30 protein-coding genes are annotated in these 17826 nt (G+C 41.4%); 29 read left to right on the top strand and 1 reads right to left on the bottom strand.

The window, feature by feature from the left end; translation table 11 throughout:
• The first annotated feature begins 7 nt into the window (after positions 1–7).
• The 29 genes from rplP (at position 8) to NXR94_RS06695 (ending at position 17529) form a co-directional block, all read left to right on the top strand.
• On the top strand, positions 8–430 hold the full coding sequence (rplP, locus tag NXR94_RS06835; RefSeq protein WP_258103854.1) for a 50S ribosomal protein L16: 423 nt from the start codon (positions 8–10) through the stop codon (positions 428–430).
• Positions 427–621: a 50S ribosomal protein L29 gene (gene rpmC, locus NXR94_RS06830; protein ID WP_258103853.1), complete on the top strand. Its 195-nt coding sequence runs from the start codon at positions 427–429 to the stop codon at positions 619–621. Before rplP ends, rpmC begins: the two co-directional genes overlap by 4 nt.
• A gap of 8 nt (positions 622–629) precedes the next feature.
• Entirely contained in the window at positions 630–884 is a 255-nt protein-coding gene (gene rpsQ, locus NXR94_RS06825) for a 30S ribosomal protein S17 (RefSeq protein ID WP_258103852.1), read from the top strand.
• 1 nt (position 885) lies between these two features.
• Positions 886–1254 carry a 50S ribosomal protein L14 gene (rplN, locus tag NXR94_RS06820; RefSeq protein ID WP_258103851.1) on the top strand — a complete coding sequence of 123 codons (369 nt, stop codon included), beginning with the start codon at positions 886–888 and terminating at the stop codon, positions 1252–1254.
• 13 nt (positions 1255–1267) lie between these two features.
• Positions 1268–1594, top strand: coding sequence for a 50S ribosomal protein L24 (gene rplX, locus NXR94_RS06815; RefSeq protein ID WP_258103850.1), 327 nt, complete (start codon positions 1268–1270; stop codon positions 1592–1594).
• Positions 1587–2141 (top strand): 50S ribosomal protein L5, encoded by a 555-nt coding sequence (rplE, locus tag NXR94_RS06810; RefSeq protein ID WP_258103849.1) that lies wholly within the window; start codon positions 1587–1589, stop codon positions 2139–2141. The genes rplX and rplE overlap by 8 nt, the downstream gene beginning before the upstream one ends.
• Before the next feature lie 3 nt (positions 2142–2144).
• The gene (rpsN, locus tag NXR94_RS06805; RefSeq protein WP_258103848.1) at positions 2145–2414 is read left to right on the top strand and encodes a 30S ribosomal protein S14; all 270 of its coding nucleotides are present in this window, start codon (positions 2145–2147) and stop codon (positions 2412–2414) included.
• Positions 2415–2499: 85 nt separating this feature from the next.
• Positions 2500–2898: a 30S ribosomal protein S8 gene (rpsH, locus tag NXR94_RS06800; RefSeq protein ID WP_258103847.1), complete on the top strand. Its 399-nt coding sequence runs from the start codon at positions 2500–2502 to the stop codon at positions 2896–2898.
• A 10-nt stretch (positions 2899–2908) separates the two neighbouring features.
• Complete coding sequence (gene rplF, locus NXR94_RS06795; RefSeq protein WP_258103846.1) at positions 2909–3460, top strand: 50S ribosomal protein L6; 552 nt, start codon at positions 2909–2911, stop codon at positions 3458–3460.
• 8 nt (positions 3461–3468) lie between these two features.
• Complete coding sequence (gene rplR, locus NXR94_RS06790; protein ID WP_258103845.1) at positions 3469–3816, top strand: 50S ribosomal protein L18; 348 nt, start codon at positions 3469–3471, stop codon at positions 3814–3816.
• A gap of 6 nt (positions 3817–3822) precedes the next feature.
• Entirely contained in the window at positions 3823–4341 is a 519-nt protein-coding gene (gene rpsE / locus NXR94_RS06785; RefSeq protein WP_258103844.1) for a 30S ribosomal protein S5, read from the top strand.
• 5 nt (positions 4342–4346) lie between these two features.
• Positions 4347–4526, top strand: coding sequence for a 50S ribosomal protein L30 (rpmD, locus tag NXR94_RS06780; RefSeq protein ID WP_258103843.1), 180 nt, complete (start codon positions 4347–4349; stop codon positions 4524–4526).
• Between the two features lies 1 nt (position 4527).
• On the top strand, positions 4528–4977 hold the full coding sequence (gene rplO, locus NXR94_RS06775; protein ID WP_258103842.1) for a 50S ribosomal protein L15: 450 nt from the start codon (positions 4528–4530) through the stop codon (positions 4975–4977).
• Positions 4978–4980: 3 nt separating this feature from the next.
• Positions 4981–6300 (top strand): preprotein translocase subunit SecY, encoded by a 1320-nt coding sequence (gene secY / locus NXR94_RS06770; RefSeq protein ID WP_258103841.1) that lies wholly within the window; start codon positions 4981–4983, stop codon positions 6298–6300.
• Positions 6300–6518, top strand: a complete 219-nt coding sequence (infA, locus tag NXR94_RS06765; protein ID WP_258103840.1) for a translation initiation factor IF-1 — start codon at positions 6300–6302, stop codon at positions 6516–6518. Before secY ends, infA begins: the two co-directional genes overlap by 1 nt.
• 53 nt (positions 6519–6571) lie before the next feature.
• On the top strand, positions 6572–6688 hold the full coding sequence (ykgO, locus tag NXR94_RS06760) for a type B 50S ribosomal protein L36 (protein ID WP_226390914.1): 117 nt from the start codon (positions 6572–6574) through the stop codon (positions 6686–6688).
• A 3-nt stretch (positions 6689–6691) separates the two neighbouring features.
• Positions 6692–7069 carry a 30S ribosomal protein S13 gene (gene rpsM, locus NXR94_RS06755; RefSeq protein WP_258103839.1) on the top strand — a complete coding sequence of 126 codons (378 nt, stop codon included), beginning with the start codon at positions 6692–6694 and terminating at the stop codon, positions 7067–7069.
• Between the two features lie 9 nt (positions 7070–7078).
• Positions 7079–7471 (top strand): 30S ribosomal protein S11, encoded by a 393-nt coding sequence (gene rpsK, locus NXR94_RS06750; RefSeq protein ID WP_258103838.1) that lies wholly within the window; start codon positions 7079–7081, stop codon positions 7469–7471.
• A 21-nt stretch (positions 7472–7492) separates the two neighbouring features.
• Positions 7493–8095: a 30S ribosomal protein S4 gene (gene rpsD / locus NXR94_RS06745; RefSeq protein WP_258103837.1), complete on the top strand. Its 603-nt coding sequence runs from the start codon at positions 7493–7495 to the stop codon at positions 8093–8095.
• A 33-nt stretch (positions 8096–8128) separates the two neighbouring features.
• On the top strand, positions 8129–9118 hold the full coding sequence (locus NXR94_RS06740) for a DNA-directed RNA polymerase subunit alpha (protein WP_258103836.1): 990 nt from the start codon (positions 8129–8131) through the stop codon (positions 9116–9118).
• A complete protein-coding gene (gene rplQ / locus NXR94_RS06735; protein WP_258103835.1) occupies positions 9118–9717 on the top strand; it encodes a 50S ribosomal protein L17 in 600 nt (199 codons plus the stop codon). Before NXR94_RS06740 ends, rplQ begins: the two co-directional genes overlap by 1 nt.
• Positions 9718–9924: 207 nt before the next feature.
• Positions 9925–11034 (top strand): glutamine-hydrolyzing carbamoyl-phosphate synthase small subunit, encoded by a 1110-nt coding sequence (carA, locus tag NXR94_RS06730; protein WP_258103834.1) that lies wholly within the window; start codon positions 9925–9927, stop codon positions 11032–11034.
• Entirely contained in the window at positions 11031–12311 is a 1281-nt protein-coding gene (gene eno, locus NXR94_RS06725; protein WP_258103833.1) for a phosphopyruvate hydratase, read from the top strand. Before carA ends, eno begins: the two co-directional genes overlap by 4 nt.
• 49 nt (positions 12312–12360) lie before the next feature.
• Positions 12361–12660 (top strand): septum formation initiator family protein, encoded by a 300-nt coding sequence (locus tag NXR94_RS06720; RefSeq protein WP_258103832.1) that lies wholly within the window; start codon positions 12361–12363, stop codon positions 12658–12660.
• A 1-nt stretch (position 12661) separates the two neighbouring features.
• Positions 12662–13207: a hypothetical protein gene (locus NXR94_RS06715; RefSeq protein ID WP_258103831.1), complete on the top strand. Its 546-nt coding sequence runs from the start codon at positions 12662–12664 to the stop codon at positions 13205–13207.
• A gap of 18 nt (positions 13208–13225) precedes the next feature.
• Positions 13226–14551 carry an MFS transporter gene (locus tag NXR94_RS06710; protein ID WP_258103830.1) on the top strand — a complete coding sequence of 442 codons (1326 nt, stop codon included), beginning with the start codon at positions 13226–13228 and terminating at the stop codon, positions 14549–14551.
• A 135-nt stretch (positions 14552–14686) separates the two neighbouring features.
• On the top strand, positions 14687–15787 hold the full coding sequence (locus NXR94_RS06705) for an NAD(P) transhydrogenase subunit alpha (protein WP_258103829.1): 1101 nt from the start codon (positions 14687–14689) through the stop codon (positions 15785–15787).
• A gap of 2 nt (positions 15788–15789) precedes the next feature.
• On the top strand, positions 15790–16095 hold the full coding sequence (locus tag NXR94_RS06700; RefSeq protein WP_258103828.1) for an NAD(P) transhydrogenase subunit alpha: 306 nt from the start codon (positions 15790–15792) through the stop codon (positions 16093–16095).
• Positions 16096–16119: 24 nt separating this feature from the next.
• Positions 16120–17529 (top strand): NAD(P)(+) transhydrogenase (Re/Si-specific) subunit beta, encoded by a 1410-nt coding sequence (locus tag NXR94_RS06695; protein ID WP_258103827.1) that lies wholly within the window; start codon positions 16120–16122, stop codon positions 17527–17529.
• On the opposite strand, the gene NXR94_RS06690 is transcribed toward NXR94_RS06695, so the two are convergent.
• Entirely contained in the window at positions 17526–17732 is a 207-nt protein-coding gene (locus NXR94_RS06690) for a DUF2892 domain-containing protein (RefSeq protein WP_258103826.1), read from the bottom strand. The genes NXR94_RS06695 and NXR94_RS06690 overlap by 4 nt on opposite strands.
• Positions 17733–17826: the final 94 nt, after the last annotated feature.

Raw genomic sequence — 17826 nt, 5'->3', positions numbered from 1 at the left:
CTAAGTAATGTTACAGCCGAAAAGAACGAAATTTAGAAAACGCCAAAAAGGAAGAGTTAAAGGATTAGCTCAGAGAGGACATAGATTGGCTTTTGGAAACTTTGGTATCAAAGCACTTGAGCCAGGGTGGATTACAAGCCGTCAGATTGAGGCATCTCGTATCGCAGTTACAAGAGCGATGAAGAGAGAGGGTCAGGTTTGGATTAGAATCTTCCCTGATAAGCCGGTAACCAAGAAGCCTGCAGAGGTAAGGATGGGTAAAGGTAAAGGTGCTCCTGAATACTGGGTAGCAGTTGTTAAGCCAGGAACAATCCTTTTCGAAGTAACTGGTGTTGAAAGCGCTGCTGCAAATGATGCTTTGAGGCTTGCAGCTCAGAAGCTTCCTATTAAGACAAAATTTGTTGTACGTAGAGATTATACTGGAGCATGAAAAATTCAGAACTAAAGGGCCTAAGCCTTGAGGAGCTAGTTAGCAGATTAGCTTCGGAAGCTGATAATTACAGCAAATTGAAGTTTGCTCATAGCATCACTCCTATTGAGAATCCGATGAAAATCAAGGAGTCAAGAAAGTTGATTGCTAGAATTAAGACTGAAATCAGAGCTAAAGAAACAAGTAAATAAACGCATCGATGGAAAGAAATTTGCGAAAAGAGCGTATCGGTCAGGTTGTTAGCAACAAGATGCAAAAGACTATCACAGTAGCGGTGAACAGAAAAGAAAAGCACCCTATCTATGGTAAGTTCATCCGTAAGACAACCAAGTTTACCGCTCATGACGAGGCGAACGACTGCAACATTGGAGATACAGTTCGCATCATGGAAACTCGTCCGCTGAGTAAAAACAAAAGATGGAGATTAGTAGAAGTAATCGAAAGAGCTAAGTAAGATGATACAGCAGGAATCAAGATTAAACGTTGCGGATAATAGTGGAGCTAAGGAAGTTCTATGTATCCGTGTGCTTGGTGGAACGAAGAAAAGATACGCTTCAGTAGGTGATACCATCGTGGTTACAGTGAAATCATCGATTTCTTCAAGTAGCCTTAAGAAAGGTACAGTTTCTAAAGCTGTGATCGTTCGTACTAAGAAGGAAGTAAGAAGAAAAGACGGATCTTATATCCGCTTTGAAGATAATGCAGCTGTACTCCTTAACAACAACAATGAGCCTAGAGGTACCCGTATTTTCGGTCCTGTAGCCAGGGAGTTAAGAGAGCGTCAGTTCATGAAAATTGTATCATTAGCACCTGAGGTACTATAAATAGGCACAGACAATGGCAAAATTTCATATAAAGAAAGGCGATACTGTTAAGATCATCGCCGGAAATGATAAAGGAAAGACAGGCAAAGTGCTTGAAATAAATACTTCCAAGTTCAGAGCGATCGTGGAAGGTGCCAATATGGTAACAAAGCACGTAAAGCCTTCTGCTACTAAGCCTGAAGGTGGAAGAGAGCAAACTGAAGCTTTCATCCATATGAGCAACTTGATGTTGGTTGATCCTGCTAGCGGTGATGCTGTTAGAACTGGAAGAAAAGCTAACGCAGACGGAAAATTGCAGAGATATTCTAAAAAAACTGGAGAATTTATCACTAATGGCTAGACCAAGACTAAAAGAGAAGTATCTGAACGAGATCGTAGCTGAACTTAAAGAGAAGTTCCAGTACAAATCTTCTATGGAGGTTCCTAAACTGGTTAAGATATCAGTTAACAAAGGTATTGGTGCTGCCGTAGCGGATAAAAAATTAGTAGATGTAGGAGTTGAAGAGCTTTCAATGATCACTGGTCAGAAAGCAGTTCCTACTAAGGCTAAAAACTCAATCTCGAATTTCAAACTAAGAGAAGGAATGCCGATCGGTGCCCGAGTTACTCTTAGAGGAGATAAAATGTACGAATTCCTTGATCGTTTGATGACTGTAGCCCTACCGCGTGTAAGAGACTTTAAAGGGATCAAACAAAAAGGTTTTGATGGAAGAGGAAACTACACTTTGGGTGTGGAAGAGCAAATCATCTTCCCTGAGATCAGTATCGATAAAGTATCTAGAATCTCAGGTATGGATATCACTTTCGTAACTACAGCAAACACTGATGAGGAAAGCCTTGCTTTGTTAAAAGCATTTGGTATGCCTTTCGTAACTGGTAAAAACTAAGACATGGCAAGAGAAGCAGTAAAAGCAAGAGAAAGAAAAAGAGAAAAATTGGTAGCAAGATATGCGGACAAAAGAGCTGCATTGAAAGCTGAGGGTGACTATGAGGCGCTTGATAAATTACCAAGAAACTCTTCAAAAGTAAGATTGCATAACAGATGTAAGCTTACTGGAAGACCTAAGGGATACATGAGAAAATTCGGTATTTCAAGGGTGACTTTCAGAGAGATGGCATCTGCTGGTAAAATCCCTGGAGTAACAAAAGCGAGCTGGTAAATCTTTTATTTACGGGCCCACTGGGAAATATTAAAATATTGATTAATTTTGCACCCCTTTTTAGGGGTATTTAATTGTTAAAGAGATGGTAACAGATCCGATAGGAGATTATTTGACAAGGATCAGAAATGCAGTGAAAGCGAATCACCGCATTGTTGAGATACCTGCTTCGAACATCAAAAAAGAGATGACGAAGGTATTGCATGATAAAGGATTCATCCAGAACTATAAGTTCGTGGCTGATGACAAGCAAGGTATCATTAAGATCGCTTTGAAATACAATCCGCAGACTAAACAGTCAGCGATTTCTAAGTTGGAAAGAATTAGTAAACCAGGTCTTAGAAAGTATGCTGGAGCTGGAGAGTTGCCGAGAGTATTGAACGGATTGGGTATTGCCATCCTATCAACCTCTAAAGGCGTTATTTCCGATAAAGAAGCGAGAAAAGATCACGTTGGAGGAGAAGTACTTTGTTACGTTTATTAATATTTAAGTAATGTCAAGAGTAGGCAAAGCACCGATAAATATACCTTCTGGAGTTACTGTAACAGTAAACAAATCAACTGTTTCGGTAAAAGGTCCAAAAGGAGAGCTGTCCCAGGAGATAGATCCGGATATCAGCGTGAAAGTTGACGAAGGAGTAGTGACTGTAGACAGACCTACAGAGCAGAAAAGACACAAGGCTCTACACGGCCTTTACAGATCATTGATCAATAACATGGTTGAAGGAGTCAACTCAGGTTATAAGAAAGAGATGGAGTTGATAGGTGTAGGTTACAAAGCGGCCGTTCAGGGCAATGTTTTGGAGCTAAACCTTGGCTACTCTCACAACATTTTCCTGGCTGTTCCTGAAGGTATTTCTGTAAATGCGGAAACTGCTAAGGGTCAGAATCCTAAGGTGTCTGTTGAAGGAATTGATAAGCAGTTGGTTGGACAAATTGCTGCAAAAATCAAATCACTAAGATCTGTTGAGCCATATAAAGGTAAGGGTATCAGATTCTTGGGTGAGCAAGTAAGAAGAAAAGCTGGTAAAACAGCAGCTAAATAATAAGAGAGATGGCTGTAACTAAACTACAAAGAAGAGCGAGAATTAAGAAAGGTATCCGCAGGAAGATAAGTGGTACTGGTGAGATTCCAAGAGTTTCTGTCTTTAGAAGCAACAAGGCAATCTATGGTCAAATCATAGATGATCTTAAAGGTGTTACGTTGGTTTCGGCTTCATTGTCTGAAGTTGGAAAAGACTCTCTTACAGTTGAGACCTCTAAAGAAGTGGGTAAGAAATTAGCAGAGAAAGCGGTTGCTGCAGGTATCAACTCAGTAGTGTTTGATAGAAACGGTTATCCTTATCACGGAAGAGTGAAAGCCTTCGCAGAAGGTGCACGAGAAGGAGGTCTTAAATTCTAAGAAATTATGTCACAAAGTAATATAAAGGCTGTTAAGGCAAGCGATATTGAACTGAAAGAAACTGTAGTTGCCATCAAAAGGGTAGCTAAAGTTGTGAAAGGTGGACGTAGATTCAGTTTCGCTGCCATCGTAGTTGTTGGAGATGGAAATGGTGTTGTTGGATACGGTTTAGGTAAAGCTAATGAGGTAACCGATGCTATCACAAAAGGAGTTGATGACGCTAAAAAGAACTTGGTAAGAGTTCCAATTTTTAAGTCAACTGTTCCTCATGAGTCTATCGGTAAATTCGGTGGTGGTTTGGTTCTTTTGAAACCAGCTGCACCAGGTACAGGAGTTATCGCAGGTGGTGCGATGCGTGCGGTATTGGAAAGTGCTGGTATCCATGATGTATTGGCGAAGTCTAAAGGATCTTCTAACCCTCACAACGTGGTAAAAGCGACTTTCGATGCTCTTAGCAAAATGAGAGATCCATTCTCAGTAGCTAAGCAAAGAGGTGTTACTTTGGATAAAGTTTTTAATGGTTAATTGAAATGGCAAAAGTTAAAATAACTCAGGTAAGGAGTACCATTAAGAGACCTTCTAGACAAGTGAAAACTATTGAAGCTTTAGGTCTTGGTAAGATTAATCGAAGTGTTGAGAAAGAATTGACACCTCAAATCTCTGGAATGATTAATAAGGTTCAACATTTAGTTGAAGTAACGGAACTTTAAGATGCAATTAAGTACACTAAAGCCGGCAGGCGGAGCTACAAAAGGCAAAAAGAGAATAGCTAGAGGTCAGGGATCTGGTAAAGGCGGTACTGCGACCAGAGGTCACAAAGGTGCTCAGTCCAGATCTGGATATTCTAGAAAGATCGGATTCGAAGGTGGTCAGATGCCTCTTCAAAGACGAATCCCTAAGTTCGGATTCAAGAACAACAACAAGGTGGTAATGAAGCCTATCAACCTTAGCGTTCTTCAGAAACTGAGCGATGATAAAAAATTGAAAGAGATCACTCCTGAAGTTCTTAAGACTAATGGATTGATTGGAAAAGACGATGTTGTTAAGATTTTGGGTGATGGTGAGCTAGCAGCAAAATTGACTGTAAGCGCACACAAATTCTCTAAATCTGCACAAGAGGCCATTGAAAAGGCCGGTGGTTCTATCACAGTAGTTGCTTGATAAATGAATAAGTTTATACAGACCATAAAGAACATTTTCTCCATCGAGGAGCTAAGAATAAGGATCCTAAACACAGTAGGATTCCTTATCATTTTCAGATTAGGCTCTTTCGTGGTGCTACCTGGAGTGGATCCATCAATGTTGACGGAGGATGCTTCTGGAATTTTTGGATTGTTAAATACATTCCTGGGAGGTGCGTTTAGCCGTGCTTCTGTTTTTGGTCTGGGTATTATGCCATATATCTCGGCATCCATTGTACTTCAATTGATGACAGTGGCTGTTCCTTACTTTCAAAAAATGCAGAAAGAAGGAGATAGTGGTAGAAAGAAAATCAACCAAATCACCAGAGTCCTTACCATCTTTATTTGTCTTGCTCAATCGATAGGTTACATCAACGCGACCATTCCATCTGAGGCTATCATTTTGAATAATCAGTTCTTGTTTAATGTGTCCTCTATGGTGATCCTTACTGCAGGTACAATCTTCTGTATGTGGTTAGGAGAGAGAATAACTGATAAAGGAATTGGAAACGGTATCTCCATGTTGATCATGATCGGCATCATTTCAAGATTCCCTGGTTCTATCTGGTTAGAGGTTGTTGAAACAAAGGGGTTAGATAGAGCACTGCTTTCTATCCTGGAATTGGTAGCACTATTTGTGGTGATTATGGCAACTGTGGCATTGGTTCAGGCGGTAAGAAGAATCCCTGTTCAGTATGCTAAACAAGTGGTTGGAAATAAGGTTTACGGAGGTCAAAGACAGTACATTCCGTTAAAGGTGAACTCTTCAGGAGTTATGCCGATCATCTTTGCGCAGTCTTTGATGTTCTTACCAGCGTTGCTAGCAGGTATTTGGGCTGACGATAGCGATATCGCTCAGTACATCGGAACAACGTTTTCAAATATTCAATCATGGCAGTACAACTTGTTGTTTGCGGTATTGATCATCTTGTTTACGTTCTTCTACACTGCGATCACGATCAATCCAAATCAGATTGCTGATGATATGAAAAGAAACGGCGGATTTGTTCCGGGTATAAAACCGGGTAAGCAAACTGCTGACTTTATAGATAATGTTTTAACAAGAATCACACTTCCTGGGTCTTTCTTCCTGGCAATCGTTGCGGTTCTTCCTGCTTTCGCGATGATGGCAGGGGTACAGGCGTCATTTGCACAGTTTTATGGAGGAACATCTTTATTGATTATGGTAGGGGTGATTCTGGACACTTTACAGCAGATTGAAAGCTACCTTCTTATGAGACATTATGAGGGTATGATGAAATCTGGAAGAGTGAAAGGTAGAACAAACGCGGCAGTAGCATAATGGCAAAACAATCATCAATAGAACAGGACGGTACTATTACTGAAGCGCTGTCCAATGCGATGTTCAAAGTAGAGTTGGAGAATGGTCATGAGGTTATTGCTCATATTTCAGGAAAGATGAGGATGAATTACATCAAAATCCTTCCGGGAGATAAAGTGAAGTTAGAAATGTCTCCATACGATTTGACGAAAGGAAGAATCGTTTACAGATATAAATAAGTGAATTAAGCGGGGTGACCCGATTGAGATAGATAAGGTAAAAATATACTTACATGAAAGTTAAAGCATCCATAAAAAAGCGAAGTGCTGATTGTAAAATAATCAGACGTAAAGGGAAGCTATACGTGATTAATAAGAAGAACCCTAAGTTTAAACAAAGACAAGGATAAGACATGGCTAGAATTGCAGGAGTCGATGTGCCGGATAACAAAAGAGGAGAGATAGGCTTGACCTATATTTTTGGTATTGGCAGAAGTACAGCACGAAAAATCTTAACCGAAGCAGGTATTGATTTTGATAAAAAAGTTTCTGAGTGGAATGATGATGAAGCTGGTGCTATTCGTACGATCATTAGCGAGCAAATCAAGGTAGAAGGGGTTCTAAAATCAGAGGTCCAACTAAACATCAAACGTTTGATGGACATTGGATGCTACCGTGGACTAAGACATAGAAAAGGTCTTCCGTTAAGAGGTCAAAGAACTAAAAACAATGCCCGAACTAGAAAGGGTAAGCGTAAGACTGTAGCTAATAAGAAAAAAGCGACTAAGTAATAAATAGAGATGGCGCAGAAAAGAAAAGATAAAGCTAAAAAGAGAGTTGTTGCTGTTGACGCAATCGGTCAGGTACATATCCAGGCTACTTTTAACAACATCATCATCTCAATGACGAACAGTCAGGGTCAAGTTATTTCTTGGTCTTCAGCTGGTAAAATGGGCTTCAAAGGTTCTAAAAAGAACACTCCATATGCTGCTCAGGTTGCTGCTCAGAACTGTGGTCAGGCAGCATACGACCTTGGATTGAGAAAGGTAGAGGTTTTTGTAAAAGGACCTGGTGCTGGTAGAGAATCAGCTATTAGAACAATCCAGAATGTGGGTATCGAAGTAACAATGATCAAAGATGTTACTCCACTACCTCACAATGGATGTCGTCCACCTAAGAGAAGAAGAGTTTAATATCTAAATTGAATAGATAAGATGGCAAGATATACAGGGCCTAAAACCAAGATATCAAGAAAATTCGGAGAGCCTATCTTCGGATACAGCAAAGCTTTACAAAAGAAAAGCTATCCTCCTGGTCAGCACGGTAGAGGTAGAAGAAGAAAGCAGTCTGAATACGCTGTTCAGCTTGCAGAGAAGCAGAAGGCTAAATACACTTACGGTGTTCTTGAAAAGCAATTCTCTAACCTATTTGAGAAAGCTTCCAGAAAGAGTGGTATTACCGGGGAGATCCTTTTGCAACTTTTGGAATCTAGATTGGATAACACTGTTTACAGATTGGGTATTGCTCCAACAAGAAGAGCGGCTCGTCAGTTGGTATCGCACAAGCATATCACTGTAAACGGAGAGATCGTGAACATTCCTTCATATTCTCTAAAGAACAATGATATCATTGGTGTTAGAGAGAAATCTAAATCACTTGAGGCGATCACATCAAGTCTCGGAGCTAATGCTAACAAATTCTCTTGGTTAGAGTGGGACTCTACTGAGTACAACGGTAAGTTTTTGAATGCTCCTCAGCGTGATGAGATTCCAGAAAACATCAAAGAACAATTAATAGTAGAATTGTACTCTAAATAAGAGTATTTCTCAAAACTTTTTAACAATAACAATATGTCAATCCTTGCATTTCAGATGCCGGAAAAAGTGGTGATGGAGAAGGCAGACGACTTTCACGGTCTGTTTACTTTCAAGCCTCTTGAAAAAGGTTATGGTGTTACTATTGGTAATGCGCTTAGGAGAATCTTGCTTTCCTCTTTGGAAGGTTATGCCATCACTGGTGTGAAAATACCTGGTGTGCTTCATGAATTCTCTACTATCGAGGGTGTAGTGGAAGATGTAAGCGAGATTATTTTGAACCTGAAAATGGTAAGGTTCAAAAAGATAGCTGATACCGTTGACAATGTTATCACTGTTTCAGTAGCTAACAAATCTCAGCTTACTGCTGGAGATATAGGAAATGCAACCAACTCTTTCGAGATCTTAAATCCGGATTTGGTAATCTGTAATTTGGATGAGTCGGCTCAATTTGAGGTAGAACTTAATGTTGAGAAAGGACGAGGTTACGTGACAGCTGAAGAGAATAAGCCAGCTGATGCGGGATTTGCTTATATCGCGATTGACTCTATTTTCACGCCAATCAAAAACGTGAAATATAGTGTTGAAAACACAAGGGTAGAGCAAAAGACTGACTACGAGCAGTTGATTATTGATATCGAAACAGACGGTTCAATTCACCCTGAGAACGCTCTTAAAGGAGCAGCGAACATTTTGATCCAACATTTCATGTTGTTCTCTGATCAAAATATGATTCTAGAATCTCAGGAGCAAGGAGAGCCAGAGCAAGTAGACGAAGAGCTTCTTCACATGAGAAAGCTTCTTAAGACTTCACTTAATGATCTTGATCTGTCTGTTAGAGCTTATAACTGTTTGAAAGCTGCTGATGTAAGAACTTTGGGTGACCTGGTTACGCTTGAAATCTCAGACATGATGAAGTTTAGAAACTTCGGTAAAAAGTCTTTGGCTGAGCTTGAGCAACTAGTTGCTGAGAAGAACCTTACATTCGGTATGGATCTTTCAAAATATAAATTGGACGAAGAATAATGAGACACGGGAAGAAATTTAATCACCTTGGAAGAACAGCATCTCATAGAAGTGCGATGCTTTCCAACATGGCTACTTCTTTGATCCTTCACAAGAGAATCAATACTACTGTAGCTAAGGCTAAGGCTCTAAGAAAATATATAGAACCTATCATCACTAAGTCTAAGGATGACAGCACTCACTCTAGAAGGGTAGCGTTCTCATACCTTCAAAATAAAGAGTCGGTGACTGAATTGTTCAGTACCGTAGCTGAGAAGGTGGCAGCAAGACCGGGTGGCTATACAAGAATTATCAAAACTGGTATTCGTCAGGGTGATAATGCCGAGATGTGCATGATGGAATTGGTTGACTTCAATGAACTACTTCTTGGATCTACTGATTCAGCTAAAGCTAAAACAAGAAGATCAAGAAGATCGACTGCTAAGAAAACTGAAGCTGCAGCTCCTGTAGTTGAAGAAGCAGAAGTAATTGAAGAGCCTAAGGCAGAAGCGGTTGTTGAAGAAGCACCGGTAGCGGAGGATGCTCCTGCAGCTGAAGCAGATACTACTGAGGAAGCTCCAGAGGCAAAAGCGGATGATTCTGAAGAGAAGAAAGATTAATGATTTTTCATAAAATATTAAGAAAAAGGGGTAATGATTTCATTATCCCTTTTTTTATGCTCAAACGATATTAAGAACATGATTCACAACAATCTGAAGATCACTTCTTTTTTCTGTTGTGGCGAACTATTTTTGCCTCCGAATTAAGGACTGGCGTGAAATTACTTTCTGCAGGTCCACGAGGCTCCAAAGCGAACTATCTCATACATGAAACAACCCATTAGAAAAAAAGCAGTATTACTTCTGGAAGACGGGTCAGTCTTCGAAGGTTTTTCAATTGGAAAAGTAGGTACATCAGGAGGGGAGATTTGTTTTAATACCGGAATGACTGGGTATCAGGAAATTTATACCGATCCCTCGTACTACGGTCAAATAATCGTTAATACCGCCTCCCACATTGGTAACTACGGGGTGAATGACGAAGAGGAAGAGTCTGATAATCCTAAGATCAAAGGTTTGGTCGTAAACGACTTTACGTACCAGTATAGCCGTCACACCGCGTCGGATGGATTACATGAATACCTGGAAAAAACTAATACGGTTGGAATTACTGGCGTTGATACTCGAAAGATTGTCCGTCATATTAGGAAAACGGGTGCTATGAACGCGATCATTTCATCTGACATCTTTGATGTCGATGAGTTGAAGAAGGAATTAGCAAAGGTTCCTTCAATGGAGGCTTTAGAGTTGTCGAGTATTGTATCGACCGAAGCGCCTTACGAACTGGGGCAAGAAAACACAGGCAAAAGAATTGCGGTGTTGGACCTTGGGGTTAAAAGGTCAATTCTTAAAAATTTTACTACAAGAAACTGTCATTGTAAAGTTTTCCCTGCGAAGACCTCTTACAAGGAAATGCAGGAGTGGAACCCTGATGGGTATTTTCTTTCCAATGGACCAGGTGATCCAGCTGTAATGGATTATGCAGTAGAGACCGTGAAGGAAATATTGGATAACGATCATCCGGTTTTCGGCATATGTCTGGGTAACCAGATTCTGGCTCGTGCGGTAGGTATTGATACCTTCAAAATGCACCATGGCCACAGAGGGCTGAACCAACCGGTTAAAAACCTGAATACGGGATTAAGTGAAATTACTTCACAAAACCATGGGTTTGCCGTTAAGATGGAGTCACTAAAAGCTTCAACTAAGGCAGAACTTACACACCTCAACTTGAATGATAATACAGTAGAGGGCTTGAAGCTGGTGGATAAACCGGCATTCGCAGTGCAGTATCACCCTGAGTCATCTCCGGGTCCGCACGATTCAACATATTTATTTGACGATTTCATACAACTAATAAAAGAACACAAATCATGAGTCTAATTGAGAGCGTACACGCAAGACAAATTTTAGATTCTCGAGGTAACCCAACTGTTGAAGTTGATGTAGTTACTGAGAATGGATTTTTAGGTAGAGCGGCTGTTCCATCAGGAGCATCTACCGGTGAGCACGAGGCTGTTGAGCTAAGAGATGGCGACAAGTCTAAATACCTTGGTAAAGGTGTGCTAAAGGCCGTTGATAATGTAAATGAAACTATCGCTCCGGAGATTGTAGGTTACAATGTGTTTGATCAAAAATTGATCGACGATGTAATGATCGAGCTTGATGGCACTAAGAATAAATCTAAGCTTGGTGCCAATGCCATCCTTGGTGTTTCCCTTGCTGTTGCTAAAGCTGCTGCTCAAGAGTCTGGACAGTCACTTTTCAGATACCTTGGTGGCGTTAACGCTCACATATTACCTGTACCAATGATGAATATCATCAATGGTGGATCTCACTCTGATGCACCTATCGCATTTCAGGAATTCATGATCCGTCCGGTTGGTGCGCCTACTTTCAGCGAAGCACTAAGAATGGGTGCTGAAGTATTCCATAACCTTGCTAAGATCATCAAAGCTAAAGGTCTAAGTACTGCTGTTGGAGATGAAGGTGGATTTGCTCCAAACTTCTCTGGTGGTACTGAAGAAGCACTTGATAGCGTATTGAAAGCTATCGACGCTGCTGGTTACAAAGCAGGAAGTGACATTACTATCGCAATGGACTGTGCGTCATCTGAGTTCTATGTAGATGGTAAGTACAACTATGCGAAATTCGAAGGTGATGGTGGTGCGATCAGATCAAGTGCTGAGCAAGCTGCTTACCTTGCTGAATTGGTTGAGAAATACCCTATCGATAGCATCGAAGATGGTATGGATGAGAATGACTGGGAAGGATGGAAATTACTTACAGAGAAAATTGGTGACAAATGCCAGTTGGTAGGTGATGACCTTTTGGTTACTAACACTGAATACCTTGCTAAGGCGATCACTCAGAAATGTGGTAACTCTATCTTGATCAAAGTAAACCAGATCGGTACTTTGTCAGAAACTTTGGCTGCTATTGAAATGGCACATAAAGCAGGATGGACTGCAGTTGTTTCTCACAGATCAGGTGAAACTGAGGATGCTACTATCGCGGATATCGCTGTAGCTACCAATGCAGGTCAAATTAAAACAGGATCATTATCAAGATCGGATAGAATGGCTAAGTACAACCAGTTGCTCAGAATTGAGGAAGAACTGGATGATACGGCGGTTTATCCATCATCTAAGTAAAAATATAAAGAGCCGTTAATTCGGCTCTTTTTTTTAACTTTATTCAAATATGAAAGAGCTGTTTCAAAAAATCCCACCTTTCTTTAGGAACTTTTACTTCCTTGCAGCCTTTCTTTTTCTGATTTGGATGTTGTTTTTCGACACCAATGATATCATCACTCAGGCTCGTTTAAACAGTAAGGAAAGTGAGCTGGAAAATAGCAAAGCCTTCTACGAAGAGAAGATTATCGAGGTAAAAAATGATCAGGAAGCACTCCTAAATGATAAGGAGTTGCTAGAGGAGATCGCTCGTGAAAAATATCTCATGAAGAAGGAGGATGAGGATGTCTATATCGTGGTAGAAGAGTAATATGAAAAGAAGCACCTTATTCCTCATAGGCTTTATCCTGGTATTTGTCGCACAGGCACAGTATAAACCGCAAAGTCAAAGAAGTACTAACACCTCATCGTCCAAGGGCCTAAAGGACAGGATTTATTTTGGAGGTGGAGGTGGATTTAGCGGAGGGACCAATTATGTGAATGTCAGTGTTAGCCCGTTGATTGGTTATAAGATCACTAACAGGTTTTCAACAGGACTTCGCTTTACCTATCAATTCGTGAAGATTAATGACCTGAAATTTAATTATTACGGATTAGGCCCTTTCGCCAGATACAACATCACTGAGAAGTTCTTTACCTATACGGAATACGAATACCTGAATTTCGAAATACCCAATTTCAATGAGCGGGACTCTTACCATAGCTGGTTCGTTGGTTTGGGGTATTCTGAGCCTATCACTCGTAACATAGCCTTCAATGTTTCGGCTTTATATAATCTACTTTATTCCGATGGGACCAATAGTCCCTATGCAAGTCCACTGGTTTTTAGGGTAGGGATAGTAGGAGGCTTATTTTAATCATCATAAATTCTTTTTATGGCACTTAGGAATTGGGCGAATGTCCCTTTTCACCCTGGGAAATGGCCTTTCTTTTATGGTTGGATGATCCTCGTTTGGGGTACGATTGGCGTGATCATGAGCGTGCCTGGGCAGACAATAGGAGTGAGCGCCTTTACAGATTCTCTTATTGAAGTACTTGGAATTTCGCGTGATGACCTGAGCCTGTCATATATGTTTGGCACTATTGCCAGCTCCTTTATGCTCCCCTGGGCGGGTAGGCAATATGATAAGCATGGGGTGAGGTTAGTGGCCCTGGTGGCCTCGGTTGCTTTGGGCTTAGTGTTGTTTCTGCTAAGTCATATTGATGTAGTCATCTTCGACTTACTCAATATTCAATCGAACATTATCATCATCTCTGTCATGTTTGTTTGCTTCTTGCTGCTGCGCTTTTTCGGTCAGGGAGTAATTACTATGACATCCAGAAACATGATGGTACAGTGGTTTGACAAAAGGAGAGGCTTCGCGACGGGGTTCAGTAACATATTTATTTCGATGGCATTTTCAGGCTCCCCCGTTTTGTTGTTTTACCTGGTGGATCAATATTCATGGAGCGGTGCCTGGCAAGTGATGGGCTTGGTGCTGCTTTTTGCCTTTCCAATTATCATTCTGATTTTTTTCAGGAATAAGCCGGAAGACAGTGGGCTTGTACCAGACGGGGCTTATGTGCCCTCCGTCCAAAAGCAGAAGCTGTTGTTTCCGATCGTTCATGAGTTTACGTTGGAGGAAGCACGGAGAAATTCATCATTTTGGATTTATACTTTTATGCTGGCCATGCAAGGGCTTTACATTACGGCCTTTACTTTTCATGTTGTTTCCATTTTTGAAACAGCAGGTTTATCTGAGGAGCAGGCAATAGCGGTTTTCCCGCAAACAGCAGTAGTTGCTGTTCTTGTCACTCTAATTTTCAGCAGTGTGAGCGATTTTGTTCAGTTGAAATACCTCTACATTTTGATGGGAATCGGGGCATGTCTGGGCATTCTTGGCCTGGTATTTTTGTCAGATTTTGTGATGTCTTATTACCTAATGGTAATCGGGCATGGTGTCATGGGTGGTTTATTTAGCGTCCTTAGTTCCGTGACCTGGCCAAGGTATTTTGGTCGCTTACATCTAGGCGCGATCAGTGGCCAATCCATTATGGTGATCGTTTTTGGTAGTGCGCTGGGGCCAATTATTCTGAGTCAATCTCTCACTCACTTCGGGAATTATGCCGTAGGAGGGTGGATTTGTTTTTTCATTTACCTGGTTTTGACCATCGCTTCAGTTCGAACGAACAACCCACAAAAGCTAATGGCTAAACCTTGAATTGATGATGGAAATCATTGTGAAATGTGCTTTGTATCCGATTAGGGGGTGATTTGTATCATTATGGCAATAATTTGTAATCTCAAGCTGGTCAATGAGTTATGATTATCTACTTTTGCACAAAACCTTCTAACAATGAATATTGGCATTCTAACTTCACAGTCCACTCCGCTCGTGCCAATTGTGCCATCAATTGCCATAAAGTACATTAAAGATGGGTACGATGTAGCCATCGAATCCGGTGCTGGAATGGGATCATATTTTTCAGATGATGACTTTCGATCTGTAGGAGTTAAAGTTGAAAAAAGAGCTACTGTTCTTAGTCAAAGCGATATCATCTTAGTTGATGAAAATATTTCGGATGACGAAATCCAATCAATGAGTGAAGAAGCTATCCTGATCGGAAAGTTTAACGTTTTGTCACATCCGGAATTGGCCGAACGGTTAAAGCCTTTTAACTTCAGGATTTTTAGTCTCGATCTGGTACCACGATCATCTATAGCACAGTCTATGGATGTGTTGTCTTCTTTAGCCTCTTTGGCGGGATACAAAGCTGTGGTTGCTGCTGCTGAGCGTTTCCCAGGTTATTTTCCAATGATGACTACTGCCGCGGGAACTGTTCCACCTGCAAAGGTGCTGGTTTTGGGAGCTGGGGTTGCGGGTCTTCAGGCGATTGCAACAGCTAAGCGATTAGGAGCTTCTGTGGAAGCTTTTGATGTTCGTAGTGCAGTGAAAGAGGAAGTTGAGAGCTTGGGAGCGAAATTTATCGAGGTGGAAGGAAGTGTTGAGGATAAAGGAGCAGGAGGATATGCAGTTACTCAGACAGCCGAATACGTACAAAAGCAAAAGGAACTCATTCACGAGCGTGCCCACAAAGCCGACGTGGTGATCTCCACAGCGAATATTCCGGGCAAGAAAGCCCCTGTCCTTATTGAAGGAATAACTGTTGAAGCTATGAAGCCCGGAAGTGTCATCATTGATATGGCGAGCGCAACTGGTGGAAACTGTGAGTTTACTCAGGACAATAAAGAAATAGAACATAAGGGAGTTAAGATTATTGGTAACTCACGCCTTTTCCACCAACTTCCAAAGGAGGCGAGTAGGCTGTACAGTACCAACCTCTACAATTTCATCAAGTTTATCCTAAAAGAGGGTCCTAACTCGATTCCTTATCAGCACGAGATCGTGCAAAAAACTTTGCTAACAGATTATAAACTAGCAGAAACAGCTTCATAAGTATGGATCAAATTATACAATTTTTAGAGGAGAATCCAATGGTTCTCTACATGTTGGTTATGGCCATTTACCTGGGATTCGAATTGATATCCAAGGTGCCTACGGTACTTCACACTCCTTTGATGTCGGGAGCCAATGCGATCAGCGGTGTGGTAATTATAGGGGCCATTTTGCTGGTCAGACAATCTGCATCTGATGACTACCTTAATTTGTTCCTGGGATTTTTGGGAATTGTCCTGGGCATGATCAATGTCGTTGGGGGTCACGCGGTGACCAACCGGATGCTCGAAATGTTTAAAAAGAAATAATCATTATCACCTTCTAATATCGCCATGCAGGCAATAGTCAATCTTTCATACCTCGTTTCTGTAATTTTATTGATCACCGGACTAAGAAGACTTAGCCATCCTTCTACTGCTCAAAATGGGAATATTGTGGCAGCGCTGGGGATGGGGCTGGCAATCGTAGCTTCTTTGGTTACGCCTATTAGCGTCGGAGATGATAACTACTTTATTATTACCCTGGCCCTCATAGCAGGAGCTTTTATTGGCTGGACCATGTCCAAAAGGGTGGCAATGACTGCTATGCCGGAGTTGGTTTCTCTATTTAACGGATTGGGTGGAGCCTGTGCTGTAGCCATTTCGATTATCGAGCTCTATCAATATCAGGAATTATTCAGCCGTAAATTCAACTTGTTTCAGCAAGTTGAGGTCTCAAAACATTTGACCACACAGCTGGCGATGTTTATCGGAGCGGTGGCATTCACAGGAAGTATCATAGCCTATGGCAAGCTTGCCGGAAAAATTAAGGATTGGAAAATACCATCTGCAGGCATTGTGAATATCGCATTGGTGGTGGCCATTGTGGGATTGATCATTTTTAGGGTTCTTTCCCCTGATGCATCCTTCTTTTTGCCAATGCTCATACTTGTTTTATCCCTGGTCTATGGAGTGACTTTCGTTCAGCCAATTGGAGGTGCTGATATGCCGGTAGTTATTTCATTACTTAATGCCTTGACAGGTGTTGCGGCGGCCCTTGCAGGAATTGTTTACGACAATCAAATGATGCTTATAGGAGGAATTCTGGTTGGGTCTTCGGGAACCATTCTGACCATAGTGATGTGTCAGGCGATGAACAGGTCGCTTTTCAATGTTATTGTTGGAGGATTTGGAGCTTCGGCAGCATCAGGACAAGATGCTGGAGAGCAAGTAGTGAAGGAGGCTACTTCGAATGACGTGGCTATTATGTTACGCTATTCGGATAATGTGATGGTTGTTCCAGGTTATGGAATGGCGGTGGCCCAGGCACAGAAGACAATTAAAGAGCTCGATAATTTATTATCCGAACATGGAGTGAATGTGCATTATGCCATCCACCCGGTGGCGGGAAGAATGCCGGGTCACATGAATGTGCTGCTTGCGGAGGCTGACGTGCCCTATCCAAAGCTGTTGGATCTTGAAGATGCTAATGATGCACTTCCGGAGACTGACGTTACGCTTGTTGTTGGAGCAAACGATGTAGTCAACCCTGCTGCTCTGGATGATCCTTCTTCACCTATCTACGGTATGCCAATACTGGAAATTCTGAAGGGAAAAAACGTGATCGTTCTAAAAAGAGGGATGAGTGCAGGTTATTCAGGAATTGAAAACCCACTATTCTTCCATGAGAAAACCAGGATGCTCTTCGGTGATGCAAAGCAATCGATCCAGTCACTTATCGATGAGGTGAAGACTCTTGGCTAAGAACTGGTCTTGCAGGTTTTTACTCCAAACAGGGCATAGATCGGGCAATAGCTAAGCAAGCTGGTTAAAACGAAAATGGCTGATAAAGCCAAAAGGGCAATTCCCACAGCTCCGGTAATCACATTTTGGGAGTAAAGTACGGTCATGGCAATAGCGAGGATCAGTCTGATGATCCTGTCTGATGGTCCCATATTCTTTTTCATCTCAGTATAGTTTAATTAATAAAAACTTTTATAGAAGAATTAGAGCGAAACTCAGATCTATAGGCATCCTATAGTTTCATTCTTCTTTGAGGTC

This window comes from Marinoscillum sp. MHG1-6 (genome assembly GCF_024714475.1).
GTDB lineage: Bacteria > Bacteroidota > Bacteroidia > Cytophagales > Cyclobacteriaceae > JAMZMI01.
The sequence above is the reverse complement of the archived record's forward strand: the minus strand, read 5'-3'. Positions and strand labels throughout refer to the sequence as shown.

What these genes read in the sequence shown, in the direction of transcription:
- rplP (WP_258103854.1), top strand. Translation starts at nt 8, where the DNA reads ATGTTACAGCCGAAAAGAACGAAATTTAGAAAACGCCAAAAAGGAAGA.
- rpmC (WP_258103853.1), top strand. Translation starts at nt 427, where the DNA reads ATGAAAAATTCAGAACTAAAGGGCCTAAGCCTTGAGGAGCTAGTTAGC.
- rpsQ (WP_258103852.1), top strand. Translation starts at nt 630, where the DNA reads ATGGAAAGAAATTTGCGAAAAGAGCGTATCGGTCAGGTTGTTAGCAAC.
- rplN (WP_258103851.1), top strand. Translation starts at nt 886, where the DNA reads ATGATACAGCAGGAATCAAGATTAAACGTTGCGGATAATAGTGGAGCT.
- rplX (WP_258103850.1), top strand. Translation starts at nt 1,268, where the DNA reads ATGGCAAAATTTCATATAAAGAAAGGCGATACTGTTAAGATCATCGCC.
- rplE (WP_258103849.1), top strand. Translation starts at nt 1,587, where the DNA reads ATGGCTAGACCAAGACTAAAAGAGAAGTATCTGAACGAGATCGTAGCT.
- rpsN (WP_258103848.1), top strand. Translation starts at nt 2,145, where the DNA reads ATGGCAAGAGAAGCAGTAAAAGCAAGAGAAAGAAAAAGAGAAAAATTG.
- rpsH (WP_258103847.1), top strand. Translation starts at nt 2,500, where the DNA reads ATGGTAACAGATCCGATAGGAGATTATTTGACAAGGATCAGAAATGCA.
- rplF (WP_258103846.1), top strand. Translation starts at nt 2,909, where the DNA reads ATGTCAAGAGTAGGCAAAGCACCGATAAATATACCTTCTGGAGTTACT.
- rplR (WP_258103845.1), top strand. Translation starts at nt 3,469, where the DNA reads ATGGCTGTAACTAAACTACAAAGAAGAGCGAGAATTAAGAAAGGTATC.
- rpsE (WP_258103844.1), top strand. Translation starts at nt 3,823, where the DNA reads ATGTCACAAAGTAATATAAAGGCTGTTAAGGCAAGCGATATTGAACTG.
- rpmD (WP_258103843.1), top strand. Translation starts at nt 4,347, where the DNA reads ATGGCAAAAGTTAAAATAACTCAGGTAAGGAGTACCATTAAGAGACCT.
- rplO (WP_258103842.1), top strand. Translation starts at nt 4,528, where the DNA reads ATGCAATTAAGTACACTAAAGCCGGCAGGCGGAGCTACAAAAGGCAAA.
- secY (WP_258103841.1), top strand. Translation starts at nt 4,981, where the DNA reads ATGAATAAGTTTATACAGACCATAAAGAACATTTTCTCCATCGAGGAG.
- infA (WP_258103840.1), top strand. Translation starts at nt 6,300, where the DNA reads ATGGCAAAACAATCATCAATAGAACAGGACGGTACTATTACTGAAGCG.
- ykgO (WP_226390914.1), top strand. Translation starts at nt 6,572, where the DNA reads ATGAAAGTTAAAGCATCCATAAAAAAGCGAAGTGCTGATTGTAAAATA.
- rpsM (WP_258103839.1), top strand. Translation starts at nt 6,692, where the DNA reads ATGGCTAGAATTGCAGGAGTCGATGTGCCGGATAACAAAAGAGGAGAG.
- rpsK (WP_258103838.1), top strand. Translation starts at nt 7,079, where the DNA reads ATGGCGCAGAAAAGAAAAGATAAAGCTAAAAAGAGAGTTGTTGCTGTT.
- rpsD (WP_258103837.1), top strand. Translation starts at nt 7,493, where the DNA reads ATGGCAAGATATACAGGGCCTAAAACCAAGATATCAAGAAAATTCGGA.
- NXR94_RS06740 (WP_258103836.1), top strand. Translation starts at nt 8,129, where the DNA reads ATGTCAATCCTTGCATTTCAGATGCCGGAAAAAGTGGTGATGGAGAAG.
- rplQ (WP_258103835.1), top strand. Translation starts at nt 9,118, where the DNA reads ATGAGACACGGGAAGAAATTTAATCACCTTGGAAGAACAGCATCTCAT.
- carA (WP_258103834.1), top strand. Translation starts at nt 9,925, where the DNA reads ATGAAACAACCCATTAGAAAAAAAGCAGTATTACTTCTGGAAGACGGG.
- eno (WP_258103833.1), top strand. Translation starts at nt 11,031, where the DNA reads ATGAGTCTAATTGAGAGCGTACACGCAAGACAAATTTTAGATTCTCGA.
- NXR94_RS06720 (WP_258103832.1), top strand. Translation starts at nt 12,361, where the DNA reads ATGAAAGAGCTGTTTCAAAAAATCCCACCTTTCTTTAGGAACTTTTAC.
- NXR94_RS06715 (WP_258103831.1), top strand. Translation starts at nt 12,662, where the DNA reads ATGAAAAGAAGCACCTTATTCCTCATAGGCTTTATCCTGGTATTTGTC.
- NXR94_RS06710 (WP_258103830.1), top strand. Translation starts at nt 13,226, where the DNA reads ATGGCACTTAGGAATTGGGCGAATGTCCCTTTTCACCCTGGGAAATGG.
- NXR94_RS06705 (WP_258103829.1), top strand. Translation starts at nt 14,687, where the DNA reads ATGAATATTGGCATTCTAACTTCACAGTCCACTCCGCTCGTGCCAATT.
- NXR94_RS06700 (WP_258103828.1), top strand. Translation starts at nt 15,790, where the DNA reads ATGGATCAAATTATACAATTTTTAGAGGAGAATCCAATGGTTCTCTAC.
- NXR94_RS06695 (WP_258103827.1), top strand. Translation starts at nt 16,120, where the DNA reads ATGCAGGCAATAGTCAATCTTTCATACCTCGTTTCTGTAATTTTATTG.
- NXR94_RS06690 (WP_258103826.1), bottom strand. Translation starts at nt 17,732, where the DNA reads ATGAAAAAGAATATGGGACCATCAGACAGGATCATCAGACTGATCCTC.